General features: G+C 43.7%; 9 protein-coding genes. 4 read left to right on the forward strand and 5 right to left on the reverse strand.

Translation table 11 applies throughout. The annotated features are described in order from the left end of the window. Window positions 1-220: 220 nt before the first annotated feature. Both JFC07_RS06820 and JFC07_RS06825 read right to left on the reverse strand, forming a co-directional pair. A complete protein-coding gene (locus JFC07_RS06820; protein WP_369811293.1) occupies window positions 221-1942 on the reverse strand; it encodes an AMP-binding protein in 1722 nt (573 codons plus the stop codon). A 542-nt stretch (window positions 1943-2484) separates the two neighbouring features. Then, a complete protein-coding gene (locus JFC07_RS06825) occupies window positions 2485-4212 on the reverse strand; it encodes an AMP-binding protein (RefSeq protein ID WP_191690247.1) in 1728 nt (575 codons plus the stop codon). 598 nt (window positions 4213-4810) lie between these two features. Between JFC07_RS06825 and parC the strand changes: the two genes are divergently transcribed. The 3 genes from parC to JFC07_RS06840 all read left to right on the forward strand — a co-directional run bounded on the left by parC (window position 4811) and on the right by JFC07_RS06840 (window position 8517). Then, the gene (parC, locus tag JFC07_RS06830; RefSeq protein ID WP_068403640.1) at window positions 4811-7108 is read left to right on the forward strand and encodes a DNA topoisomerase IV subunit A; all 2298 of its coding nucleotides are present in this window, start codon (window positions 4811-4813) and stop codon (window positions 7106-7108) included. A gap of 59 nt (window positions 7109-7167) precedes the next feature. Next, on the forward strand, window positions 7168-7455 hold the full coding sequence (locus JFC07_RS06835; RefSeq protein ID WP_193032070.1) for a hypothetical protein: 288 nt from the start codon (window positions 7168-7170) through the stop codon (window positions 7453-7455). Window positions 7456-7686: 231 nt separating this feature from the next. Continuing rightward, window positions 7687-8517, forward strand: coding sequence for a Cof-type HAD-IIB family hydrolase (locus JFC07_RS06840; protein ID WP_068405113.1), 831 nt, complete (start codon window positions 7687-7689; stop codon window positions 8515-8517). Window positions 8518-8605: 88 nt separating this feature from the next. On the opposite strand, the gene JFC07_RS06845 is transcribed toward JFC07_RS06840, so the two are convergent. Beyond that, the gene (locus tag JFC07_RS06845; protein WP_068405111.1) at window positions 8606-8869 is read right to left on the reverse strand and encodes a hypothetical protein; all 264 of its coding nucleotides are present in this window, start codon (window positions 8867-8869) and stop codon (window positions 8606-8608) included. A gap of 384 nt (window positions 8870-9253) precedes the next feature. Here JFC07_RS06845 and JFC07_RS06850 point away from each other — a divergent pair, with 384 nt between their 5' ends. Next, the gene (locus tag JFC07_RS06850; protein ID WP_068405109.1) at window positions 9254-10375 is read left to right on the forward strand and encodes an ABC transporter substrate-binding protein; all 1122 of its coding nucleotides are present in this window, start codon (window positions 9254-9256) and stop codon (window positions 10373-10375) included. 119 nt (window positions 10376-10494) lie between these two features. On the opposite strand, the gene JFC07_RS06855 is transcribed toward JFC07_RS06850, so the two are convergent. Both JFC07_RS06855 and JFC07_RS06860 read right to left on the reverse strand, forming a co-directional pair. After that, window positions 10495-11730, reverse strand: a complete 1236-nt coding sequence (locus tag JFC07_RS06855) for an FUSC family protein (protein WP_198328720.1) — start codon at window positions 11728-11730, stop codon at window positions 10495-10497. A gap of 215 nt (window positions 11731-11945) precedes the next feature. After that, on the reverse strand, window positions 11946-13367 hold the full coding sequence (locus JFC07_RS06860) for a glutamate synthase small subunit GltD family protein (RefSeq protein WP_102077735.1): 1422 nt from the start codon (window positions 13365-13367) through the stop codon (window positions 11946-11948). Window positions 13368-13431: the final 64 nt, after the last annotated feature.

The raw sequence follows: 13431 nt of genomic DNA on the forward strand, positions 1-13431 counted from the left end.
TTCCTAGTACGATGTTATAAAATCAAAGTGATAAAGCGTTATAAAATAATAGGGTCGTCGCGACGTCAACAGCTATGTTGGCAGACGAAAAGATGACGTTATCCTAACGTGGCAGCGGCGCAATAGCAAGAATCACCAAGCTATTACGCCGCTACTTTCGCAAGATTTAGTGCTAAAAGTTTGATGCCAAAAGTTTAGTGTTAAAGGTCTGCTGCCAACCTTATTCTAACCCTTCCATCTTACGCAATTCTTTACGCAGGATTTTACCGACGTTTGATTTTGGTAATTCATCCACGAACTGAATATGACGCGGACGCTTATAACCAGTTAATTGCTTTTTGCCAAAATCAATCAGCTCTTGCTCGGTTACCTCGCCTTTTTTGACTACAAACAGCTTAGGATCTTCGCCGCGCTCATCGTTAGGAATGCCGATAACGCCGCATTCTACCACATTCGGATGCTCACTCATGGCTTCTTCGATTTCATTTGGATAGACGTTAAAGCCTGACACCAAAATCATATCTTTTTTGCGATCAACGATTTTGATAAAGCCTTTTTCGTCCATGATACCGATATCGCCCGTTTTCAAAAAACCTTTGGCGGTAAAGGTTTCAGCCGTTTCTTGTGGGCGGTTTTGATAACCAATCATCACCTGTGGCCCTTTGACACAGATTTCGCCGCGGTCGCCGAGTGCAACTTCATTTTCATCATCATCGATTAAAATAATGTCGGTGCTAGAAGCAGGAATACCAATTTTACCGGTAAATTCAGAGATGGTCATCGGGTTAAAGGCCACTACTGGTGAGGTTTCCGACAAACCGTACCCTTCAACGATGGGCAAGCCAGTGATTTTATGCCACTCTTTTGCCACGCTTGGCAAGACCGACATACCGCCGCCAATCGAGGCTTTCAGATTAGAGAAATCTAAATCAGCAAAACCTTCTTTATGCACCAAACCGTTAAATAAGGTATTTACCGCCGGGATAAATGCCGGTTTATATTTCGCCATCTCTTTAATCAAGCCATCCAAATCACGCGGATTTGGAATCAGCAAGCCAGCATAACCTTGATACATGCCGTACATACCGCAAACCATAAACGAGAACACATGGTATAGCGGCAGCGCGGTCAAAATCACGTCATCGGCATCGACATCGTCGTTGAAGGCGCTATTCATTAAGACACTGATTTGGAGCATGTTGGCGACTAAGTTGCCGTGTGACAGCATCGCGCCTTTGGCAACACCGGTGGTACCGCCGGTATATTGTAATAAAGCGACATCGCTTAAGTTTAAATCAGGACGCTTATATTTACTCGCAGAGACAGCATTTAACGCGTGTTTGAAGCTCGTGCTACCGGGCAAGCGGTAAGCCGGAATCATTTTTTTCACGTGGCGCGCAACAAGATTGACGACGGTGCCTTTGACCAAACCAAGCATATCGCCCAATTTACAGACGATAACGTGCTGCACTTGACCTTTGTCTTCGGCTTCTTGGTAAGTTTTGGCAAAATTCTCAACGATAAATAACGCTTTGGCACCGCTATCGTTTAGCTGATGCGACAACTCGCGACTGGTATATAGCGGGTTAACGTTGACCAAAATCATGCCAGCGCGGATGATACCGAGCATCACAATAGGATACTGCAAGATGTTGGGCATCATAACGGCAACTTTGTCACCTTTGACCAATCCTAATGACTGCAAATAACTGGCGATTTGGCGGCTGTATAAATCTAATTGCTTAAAGGTGATTGATGAACCCATGCAAATATAAGCAGGTTTTTGCCCATAACGGCTAAAATTACGTTCGAACACTTCCAGTAAAGACGTATTGTCTTCTGGCATATCGATGGTTGCATTGATGCCATAGCGCTCATACGCGCCTAACCACGGACTGTCGCTATCTATCGTCGGCATGGTAGGAAAGGTATTTTCAACCATTGATTGACTATCTGCCGCAGCGTTATGGTTTTTGGCTTCTTTATTGGTACTGTCCGTCATAATCTTCCCTAAATATTACTGTTAGTAAGTTGCTATCAAAATTTATTAAATAGAATCACCGTGGTTTACAATCACTGAGTTATAAAAGCAAAAACTTGTGAATAAGAAGTCTTATGACATAAGAAACTGCTTATTCAAGAGAATTTGTCATTCACAAACTTTTAAGTTAAAAATCTCGAGACATATAGAGCATGTCTAAGGGTATTTATGACGATAATATTCTACATTTATCGTCAAATACACCTGTTAAATAGAGTATTTATGGGCAAGAACTATAGCAGTTTTGCGCCCAGTTCTCTATGAATACTAGCAAACCCTTATAGAAAAACAAAAAAGATGATAAGGTCATTTGCATAAGACCTTATCATCTTTCACCATTCGCCTATCAAATATCAAGATATTTTTATCAATGCTCAGTATTGATAAAGCGCTATAAAAAGCCCGCTAAATTTGGTATTAGGTTATTTATTATATGAAACGGTTTAAGCGTGTTTCTTTTCTTCTAGGGCGCGTAAGTCTTTATGTAAAATCTTACCGACGTTAGACTTTGGCAGCTCGTCGATAAATTCAACATAACGAGGACGCTTATAACCGGTGAGGTTTTCTTTGGCATAAGCAAGCACTTCCTCTTCGGTCAGGCTACTATCACTACGCACAACAAAAATCTTCGGCACTTCGCCGCTTTTTTCATCGTCGATACCGATAACGCCGCATTCCAAAATCTTTGGATGACCAGACATCACATCTTCTACTTCGTTTGGATAAACGTTAAAGCCTGAGACCAAAATCATATTCTTTTTGCGATCGACAATCTTAAAGTAACCTTCTTCATTCATCACGCCGATATCGCCGGTACGGAAATAGCCATCCGCCGTCATGACCTCAGCCGTCGCGTCTTCGCGTTTCCAGTAGCCCTTCATAACCTGCGGACCACGAACACAGATTTCGCCGCGCTCACCAATTGGCAACTCATTACCTTCTTCGTCCAAAATGGCCATGTCAGTCGCTGGCATCGGTAGACCGATATTTCCTGAGAACTCGCCGGTACCTTGCGGGTTTGCCGACGCGACAGGAGATGTCTCTGATAAGCCATAACCTTGGACGATAATATTGCCGGTTATTTTTTCCCACTTAGCCGCGGTGTCTTTTAATACTGCCATGCCGCCGCCCATCGACATCTCAAGCTTGCTATGGTCCAATGCTTGAAAGGCTTCGCTGTTGGCAAGCGCGTTAAACAGCGTGTTGACCGCTGGGAAAAACGCCGGTGGATAGTCCTTATAAGCCTTGATTAAGCTTGCGCCATCACGTGGATTTGGTACCAATAAGCCGATACAACCTCTATATAAACCGTACATACCGCAAACGGTAAATGAGAAAATATGATACAGCGGCAAGGCGGTCATAATGACCGGCTGCTCGTTACGCTCTTGGAACTTATCAAACGCATCGCCAAGATAAGTATCACATTGAATAAGGTTGGCGACCAAGTTGCCGTGCGTCAGCATCGCGCCCTTGGCAACACCTGTGGTTCCACCTGTATATTGTAGGACCGCCACGTCATCAAGACCGATATTGGTTGGGCGTTTATAGTTTTTGACAGACAATTTATTAAGTGCTTTTTTAAAGTTTACGCTACCGTTAACCTTATAATCAGGCACCAGTTTTTTGACATGGCGCACGACTGCATTCACGATAAAGCCTTTTAACGGGCTCATCAAATCGCCCATCGAGGTAATGACGACGTGATCAACCAAGTCTTTACCGATGTCTTGATAGGTTTTGGCAAAGTTTTCTAGGATGAATAGCACTTTGGTATCAGAGTCTTTTAACTGATGCTCAAGCTCTTTGGTGGTATAAAGTGGATTGACATTGACCAAGGTCATGCCAGCGCGTAACACCCCTAATACAGCAACCGGTAGCTGCAAGATATTGGGCATCATAACCGCTACTTTATCGCCTTTTTGTAAACCAAGCGACTGTAGATACGCGGCAATTTGTTTGCTATAACGGTCTAAATCTTCATAAGAAAGTGTCACATCCATGCACACAAAAGCGGTACGACCTGCATGGGTAACGAAATTCTGTTCGAGGATATCGATCAAAGAAGTGTTGGCGGGCGGCATATCAATATCGTATTGGATGCCAAGTTTTTCGTAAGTTTTTACCCACGGTTTGTCATCGCGACGAATTACGTTACCTTGATTTTCCATAATCTTACTGCTCCTAATAATAGTGTGCTGGTATCAATCCATCCATAATCGAAAAGGTCAAACATATCTAACATCGCCGTACAACCAACCATTGATATAACGTAAGTAATGGCGGCGGCTGACGATATAAAATATGGCGAAGGATCAACAATATAGCGGTAAATAGCCCTTTGTTGATTAACATACACACTTTATACAAACTACTCAATACAAAAGATTGAAACTTGAGTTCTTAAACTTACTTGACGATATCTATCTTTATTAATATCAGTGACTTAAATACTAAAATTGGCTATAATTACGACTATTTATATAATAAACTTTTATTTGTTATTAAGAAATTTATCAGTTTTTTCACTATTTTCCACCATTTCTAAAATTATAAAACCGGCACATTTTTACTTTGCTCAACACTTCATTCTCAATATTTGATATTAAAGCTGTTATATCAAGCGCGTCACGACCTGTCGTCTATTCTGACTTATCCCTTTTTAATTTTGCCAATATCCTTTACGATAGCACTATCTTATTTTTCCCTATTTTATCGATATAAACTGATTGAAAACCTCTTTTAAGAATCAAAAGCGAACCCTATTTTATGTCCGATGTTATTGATCATACGATTGACCCTATTATTCCTAATGAACCGATGGATACCCGCTCCGTGGCGGAATTCACCGAGCAAGCCTATCTCAACTACGCCATGTACGTCATCATGGATCGCGCATTGCCCAATATCGCTGACGGTCTAAAACCTGTGCAGCGCCGTATCGTTTATGCGATGAGCGAGCTTGGGCTAAAATCGTCTGCCAAAGCCAAAAAATCCGCACGTACGGTCGGTGACGTGCTGGGTAAATACCACCCTCATGGCGATAGCGCTTGTTATGAAGCGATGGTGCTGATGGCGCAGCCGTTTAGTTATCGCTATCCGCTGATTACAGGTCAAGGCAACTGGGGTAGCCCTGATGATCCCAAATCCTTTGCTGCCATGCGTTATACCGAAGCTAAAATGTCGGCTTATGCCAATACCTTGCTTGCCGAGCTTGGTCAAGGCACGGTCGATTGGCAAGATAACTTCGATGGCACCATGCAAGAGCCGGTCACCCTGCCCGCGCGCCTACCCAATATTTTATTGAATGGTACGACGGGTATCGCCGTCGGTATGGCGACCGATATTCCGCCGCATAACCTTAATGAAGTGGTACGGGCGGCAATTCGTTTGCTTAAAAATCCTGATTTATCGGTGAAGCAATTGACCCAATCGATACCCGCACCGGATTTGCCAACGCCTGCTGAAATCATCACCAGTAAAAAAGACTTGCAGGCAATGTATGAAAGCGGTCGCGGCAGTTATAAAATGCGCGCCACTTTCCATATTGACCCAAAAGAGAAGAATTTAGTCATCATCGACGCGCTTCCCTATCAAGTGTCAGGCAATAAAATTCAAGAGCAAATCGCTAAACTCATGATGGATAAAAAGTTGCCATGGGTAACGGATATCCATGACGAATCAGACCACGAAAACGCTTGCCGTATCGTACTTGAACTACGTTCATCGCGCGTCGATGTTGAGCGTGTCATGAGTCATTTATTTGCCAGTACTGACCTTGAGAGTAATTACCGCGTCAACATGAATATGATTGGCTTAAATGGTAAGCCGCAGGTCAAAAACCTCAAAGAAATCCTTGAAGAATGGCTTGTCTGTCGCCGCTCCGTGGTCACCCGCCGTCTGCAATATCGCCTCGATAAAATTGATAAACGCTTACATATCCTCGCAGGCTTGCTGATTGCTTATCTCAATATCGATGAAGTCATTCGTATCATTCGTGAAGAAGACGATCCAAAATTATCATTGATGCAAGGCTATGATCTGACTGAAATCCAAGCCAATGCTATCTTAGATATTCGTCTGCGCCAGCTGGCAAGACTAGAAGAGATTGAGCTGCGCCGCGAGCAAGATGAACTGGCTGCCGAACGTGCCATCATTCAAGAATACTTGGACAATCCAGACAGCCTGACCAATCTGATGATTGATGAGCTTAGCGCCGACATGAAGGAACACGGCAACGAGCGCGTATCGCAATTGGCAGAACGCGAAGAAGCGCAAGCGTTAAAAGAGTCTGACCTCGTACCAAGCGAGCCTGTCACTGCCATCCTATCGAAAGCGGGCTGGATTCGCGCTGCCAAAGGTCATGACGTCGATGCTGCCGGCATGACTTATCGCTCAGGTGATAGCTATCAAGCGCATGTACGTGCTAAATCCAATGAGAGAATCTACGTGCTCGACAGCACTGGGCGCAGCTATAGTATCGACGCCCATAGCCTCGCATCGGCTCGTGGTCAAGGCGATCCGCTGACCAGCGTACTCAAACCGCCAGCGGGCGCCAGTTTTGAGCAGCTATTAACGGGAGATAATAACCAACGCATCATCCTCGCAAGTTCAGCAGGTTATGGTTTTATCAACACCGTTGGCAATCTCGATAGCAATCAAAAAGCGGGTAAAAACATCATCAACCTAGCAACTGATAGCCGCTTGCTACCTGTTGCGCAGATTGATGCTAATGCAGAAGCTAATGGCGATAATAGTGAAGCGGTAACAGCCACACCTGACCATCTCGCTGTCGTGACCAATGCGGGCTATCTATTGATATTTGCCCTTGATGATTTGCCTGAACAGGCACGTGGTAAGGGTAATAAGCTGATCAAATTAAAAGACGGTGAAGAAGTACTTGCCATCACGCCACTCAGTCAGCAAGACAGCTTAATCATCACTGCTGGCAAACGCCATGTGACGCTAAAGCCTAATGATTTGGCTAATTATACGGGCACTCGCGGTAATCGCGGTGGACAGTTGCCAAGAGGCTTTCAGAATGTGACGAGTGTTGAGATTGGGTAGTTTATGGTTCTTTAGTAAGAAAAATACTTTATCGTATAAACTTTATTGGAAAAAATCTTATGAATTCAGAAAATATTAACTTTTTAGAAAGTACTTTTAATTCTGAAACAAAAGAAGCTCTTGAGAGATTTTCAAGATTAGCAAACAAGTCGACTCTTGCTGGACATCCATTAGACGAAGAAAGGTGGTTTCGGTTCTTATATTTAGTCCATAAAACTCATAAACAAATTGACGTTGAATTAGTTATTAGGTCTTTAAAAGATTTAGGTTGGTCTGATGATGACGCATATAGACTTGGCCTACAATTCGAATTCGCTCAAAGCCTTTTATCGTTTGTCAATGAGTAACTTATCGATAAGAGTGATGATACTCATAGATGTACTTTATGGGTTTTTAGCTTTTACAATCTAACAAGTTGAGTGTTAGTAGGGTGCGTTCCACGCACCGATAAGATTAATAAAGTATGGAAATAATGCGCTGGACGCACCCTACATTTAAAATTATTCAGCAAGTTCCAACGACTTTCTATACTTGCTTTGAATACCTATACAGTCGGTTTTTAAATATAAAGGATACTCATGTTTATTGTAGATAAGGCGGCGCCAGCCAATATCAATCAGGCGTTACCAGTGCCGAAAGTAATATTTTTTGACATTGATGACACGCTCAGCCGTAATGGCATCATCGCTACGCACAACCAAGCGACGCTTGAGGCGCTGGCCAAAACTGATATTAAATTGGTGATTTCGACCGGACGCTCTAAAGCGATATTGCCAGCGGATATTTTAGCCTTGCTCGAAGCGGATGTCTTAGATGCCATTATTTGTATGAATGGACAATATAGTTTTGATAATAAAGGCTTGATTAGCCATTATCCATTGTCTGCTGAGCAAGCGGACAAAATTGTGCAGTTATGCCAAACCAGTCAGCTGATTCATAAGTTTGACTCGGCGACCCACATTGCTTGGTCAGGCGAAAACGAGCGTTTGCGTGATTTTAATGCCAAAACGCCCAACTCTATCGTGGATCCACTCTATTATCAATCAAACCCCGTTTATCAATGCTCAGTGTTTTTTAACAATCAATTCGATAAAATGCAAGATATCGACTTTGCACAGGACGATTTAAAACTGGTACATTGGCATCATATCGGCGCAGATATCCTGCCCGCCAATGCTTCTAAAGCGCGCGGTATCAAAGACGTCTGTCGCTATTATGGCGTAGATGCAACCGAATGCATGGCGTTTGGCGATGGCATGAATGACTTAGAGATGTTTGATTTGGTCGGCTATGCAGTAGCGATGGGCGATGCCCAGCCTGCGTTGATTGAGCGCGCGGATTTTGTCACGGGTACGATTGAAGAGCGTGGCATCCAGTCGGTACTCAAGCAATTTCATATAGCGTCTTGATAAATAGTTTATAAAAACCGCTATTTATATAAGGCGTGTCCTCATTTTTAAAAGAAGAGCACGTCCTAGCAGAATTTAACGACGCTATTTAACGACGCTTAGCCATCAAACCATAAAGCCAGCTACCGACTTTATAAAATCCGACGATGATTAAAATAATTACCAACGCTGCGAGCACATAAGCCAGCCAATTTGGTACGTGGCTTAACCAGCCAATGGTAAATGCCAAACCCAGATAAGTTTCAACTGGCCAATTCAGAATTGAGGTTGGCGAGCCCGAATTAAATATAATCATAAAACCTATAATGCCAATTAAAGCCATCACTATCCCAGCGCGTACACGATTATTCATTGTCTTCCTCTTTTAATTCAATCAAATTGGGTAAAATTGTCTTATTTTTATTGTTTAAAGTCTCATGCGGTAACTATAGTGGCATAAAACGCGCCTATCATGTCGCCTTTTTGATTACGACGCTATGGTAAATCTGTTTATTCTATAAAAGGCTATTGTTAAATCAAGCATAATACAAAGCGGCATTTGTCATCATTTATGATCATTTGGCATATTATTTTTAATCGCCTTAGCTGTAACGATACTAGCAAAAACGCTATGCACGATTGCCCTTTAAATTATGCGCAATCATAGCCATAATGGTTTACATAGCTGTAAATTTAGCATCGCGCCTGTTTTACGGGTTTTCTTGCTTTGCACCATTCTTATTTTAGGAGAGATATTTTGACTCATTTATCATCGTCGCGCGCTGCCGCTCGTAGCGCTCGCATGCTTCCAAAAGCCTTATTAGCCGTGGCGGTTGGGCTCGCACTTGTGAGCTGTAGTAAATCAGATAACGCCGCTACCGATGGCGCTGCGACCAGTGCAGAAACGTTAAACCTGTATAACTGGTCGGAATATATGCCGCAAGAAATTCTTGATGGTTTTACCAAAGAGACTGGCATTCGAGTCAATTACACTACTTTTGATTCTAACGAAGCTATGTACGCTAAGCTTAAATTGCTTGATGATTCTAGCCAATACGATTTAGCGATTCCATCGACGTATTATGTGGAAAAAATGGCCAAAGAAGGACTGCTACAAGAGCTTGATAAATCCAAATTAAGCAACTTTAAAAATCTTGATACCTCCTTTACCAATACCAAGGTTGATCCAGAAAACAAATACTCGATTCCTTATATGTGGGGCAGCACCGGTCTTGCCATCAATGGCGAAGCGGTCGATCCTGCAACCGTAAATAGCTGGAATGACTTATGGCGTCCTGAGTATAAAGGTCAAGTGATGCTGATGAATGACATGCGCGAAGTGTTTGGCATGGCGCTCTTAACCTTGGGCTATTCAGGTAATAGTAAAAACCCTGAAGAAATCAAAGCCGCTTACGAGAAGCTAACGACCTTGATGCCAAATGTAAAAACCTTTAACTCGGATGCTTCACGCATGCCGTATATGGAAGGGGAAACCACGGTTGGTATGAGCTGGAATGGTGAAGCCATCATCGCCAATAACGAAGGCTTGACCAGCTTGGTGTATAAATACCCAACTGAAGGGGCTATTCTTTGGATGGACAACTTTGTTATTCCAAAAAATGCCAAACAGGTGGATGCGGCGCACAAATTTATCGACTACTTACTGCGTCCTGAGAACTCTAAAATCGTCAGCGAAGAGATTGGTTACGCATCACCGAATATGGCCGCGCGTGAGCTGATGCCAGAAGAGGTGCGCAACAATCCAACCATTTATCCAAGCAAAGAGGTGCTAGCAAAAGCGGAGTTTCAAGAAGATGTCGGTGATGAAGCGTTGCAAGTGTATCAGCAGTATTGGGATAAGCTTAAAACGGGGCGTTAATTCTGTAAATTAATACGCATTTATTGATTGCTGTTTTAGATACCTATTATCTATCCAAAAAACGCTGCCTTTATTAAGTCAGCGTTTTTTATTTGTCTTTTCTTTTATTTGTCTTTTATTTATAAGTGCAAATCGGTTTCGCTACCTTTATGTTCAATACGGCGCTGCTCGCGGCGCTGATAGCGCAACCCAGAGGCAGCAAACCACTGCGGCTTGGTGGTTTGCAATAATTCACTAAGCCGCTGTAACTGTACTTGCAGCGTTTGGGTGAGCCAAAAATAACCTTGCCATTCAAAGCCTAAGTTTTCCACACTTGGATATTCTGATACCGCGATACGGGTAATCGGGCGAAACACTTCATCATTTGGACTACGTAATACTGCCGCCATATGCTGCATCGCTTGGGTTAATTCGTGCTGATAATGAATCAGTAAAATATGGTTTTCATCGTCAATCTCGATGTTTGCCAAGCGCGGCGCGGCACTTAATAATAAATCAATCGTACCAATAATATTGCGATGGGTACGCTGAATGGTCTCTAGCGTTTCTTTTTCAATCCCAGATTCGCTCGCTGTGGCGGCGATATGCGGACGTACGGCAAGCAGGCGCTTATTGATCTTTTGCAGCGCTTTGACCAAGGCTTTATTCACTGGTGTATCTGGTACAGAGGGGTTTTTTGGGTAAATAATACTGGCTGAACTGGTCGCCTTACTATATTTAAAGGGTTTTGGTACTAAAATCTCGGCATCAATATGATTGCCCACTCCAGCGTATAAATTACCGCAGGTTTCAAGGTTACTGGCCAATAAAAACCGCCACATTAGCGTTGATTTCAGCGGTAAAATCAAGGTCGCAGCGACCGCAACCCCTGCGCCAAGTAAGATATTAATTGCGCGATACAGACCGTCTTGGGTGATATTGCTATGGTCGGGGCTTGAGACAATCATCAGCATGGTAATGCCCGTTAGCAGCCCGATATAACCCAACTGCTTAACCGCCACGTAGCCAATAATACCGCTGATAATACCAATTAGCCCGTAATATAACCATAGCCAGCCACCGGTATCTTGAATCAACCATAAAAAGCTCAGCCCGACCACCACACCTAATAAAGTGCCGAGTATGCGCTCTTTGGCCTTGGTATAAATCGCCCCTTGATACTGCAACAAACCCAATATCACAAACACGGTGATGGTCGTCCATTCACCATGCGGTAAGTGGGTAAACTCATTTAACAACAGGGCAATAAGCACGGCCACGCCCAAACGTATGGCATGCAAAACATCGGCATGCTGATAGCGGGCGTAAGGCTCTACAAACGGCACGGTAAATCGTTGCCAAAAAGTCGGTTTCACGCAGGGCGTCTCTTATAATAAATAAAAAGTGGCTTAAATGATAACTGCTAGCTTAACCATTCATAAAACAATTATCAAAAAAATAACGCCTTTTATCTGTTAAAAGAGAAAAGGCGTTAAAGGTGTAAAGATACTAGCACATAACCAGAAAAATATTGGAAAAGCGTGTTTGGCTATTGATAACTGCCAACAGCTAAATACTAGACTTCTAAAAGCTAGACTTCTAAGAAATCCAAAATACCTTCTGCCGCTTCACGACCTTCCCAAATCGCTGTCACCACCAAATCAGAGCCGCGCACCATATCGCCACCGGCAAATATTCTTGGGTTACTGGTTTGGAATTTAAAGGTTTGTTTTTCGGCGGCGACGACTCGACCTGACGTGTCCATTGTCACTTGCTGACTGGCAAACCAATCGGCCGGGCTAGGACGGAAACCAAAAGCCAGAATAACCGCATCACACGGGATGATTTCTTCTGAGTTAGGAATGGGCTCAGGGTGGCGGCGACCATGACTGTCAGGCGTGCCCAAATGCGTGGTAATCACCTTAACCGCATTCACCTTGCCATTTAAACCAATGATTTTCGTCGGTTGACGATTGAATAAAAACTCAACGCCTTCTTCGCGCGCATTGACCACCTCACGGCGAGAGCCGGGCATATTTTCTTCGTCACGGCGATAAGCGCAAACTACTTGCTGCGCGCCTTGACGCACACTGCTACGGTTACAGTCCATCGCTGTATCACCGCCGCCTAGCACCACCACTTTTTTGCCTTTTAAATCGATATAGTCTGCTGGATTTTTTTCCCAGTCATTGCAGCGATTGACGTTAGCTATCAAATAATCTAGCGCATCGTAGACGCCTTCTAGCTCTTCGCCTGCAAAGCCGCCGCGCATATAAGTATAAGTGCCCATGCCCATAAATACCGCATCGTACTCGCTTAGCAGCTCGTCAATACTGACGTCGCTGCCGATTTCGGTCTCTAAACGGAACTCCATGCCCATGCCTTCAAAAATGACACGGCGATTGCGCATGACATCTTTTTCCATTTTAAACTCTGGAATACCAAAGGTTAATAAACCGCCAATCTCAGGACGCTTATCAAAGATAACAGGTTTGACCCCATTTCTGACTAAGATATCGGCGCAGCCCAGTCCTGCAGGCCCTGCGCCAATAATAGCGACTTTTTTATCCGTCCAAACCACCTCGGACATATCAGGGCGCCAGCCAAGGGCAAAAGCGGTGTCATTGATATACTTCTCAACATTGCCGATGGTGACCGCGCCAAAGCCATCGTTTAGCGTACAAGCGCCTTCACACAAGCGGTCTTGCGGACAGACACGGCCACAAACTTCAGGCAAAGTATTGGTTTGATGACACAATTCTGCTGCCTGAAATATTTGTCCTTCTGCCGCTAATTTAAGCCAGTTGGGAATGTAATTATGTACCGGACATTTCCACTCGCAGTATGGATTGCCGCACTCAAGGCAGCGGTGCGATTGCTGCGCTACTGATTCGCTATCGAACGGCTGATAAATTTCTACAAACTCTGTTGAGCGCGTAACGATGTCTTTTTTGATCGGCTCAAGGCGCGGTACATCTAAAAACTGAAAACTATTTTCTAAGCGTTTTGCCATGGTATTGTCTCTTCTATAGTGGGTAACGACAGCCAATATCTGCAGCCCAAATGAGGCAAATTTA

Origin of the sequence: Psychrobacter faecalis (assembly GCF_016107575.1) — a bacterium.
Taxonomy (GTDB): domain Bacteria; phylum Pseudomonadota; class Gammaproteobacteria; order Pseudomonadales; family Moraxellaceae; genus Psychrobacter; species Psychrobacter faecalis.

Bases quoted from the DNA above. Each gene is read 5' to 3' on its own strand.
- JFC07_RS06835 (WP_193032070.1), top strand. From the start codon at position 7,168: ATGAATTCAGAAAATATTAACTTTTTAGAAAGTACTTTTAATTCTGAA.
- parC (WP_068403640.1), top strand. From the start codon at position 4,811: ATGTCCGATGTTATTGATCATACGATTGACCCTATTATTCCTAATGAA.
- JFC07_RS06820 (WP_369811293.1), bottom strand. From the start codon at position 1,942: ATGGTTGAAAATACCTTTCCTACCATGCCGACGATAGATAGCGACAGT.
- JFC07_RS06825 (WP_191690247.1), bottom strand. From the start codon at position 4,212: ATGGAAAATCAAGGTAACGTAATTCGTCGCGATGACAAACCGTGGGTA.
- JFC07_RS06860 (WP_102077735.1), bottom strand. From the start codon at position 13,367: ATGGCAAAACGCTTAGAAAATAGTTTTCAGTTTTTAGATGTACCGCGC.
- JFC07_RS06840 (WP_068405113.1), top strand. From the start codon at position 7,687: ATGTTTATTGTAGATAAGGCGGCGCCAGCCAATATCAATCAGGCGTTA.
- JFC07_RS06845 (WP_068405111.1), bottom strand. From the start codon at position 8,869: ATGAATAATCGTGTACGCGCTGGGATAGTGATGGCTTTAATTGGCATT.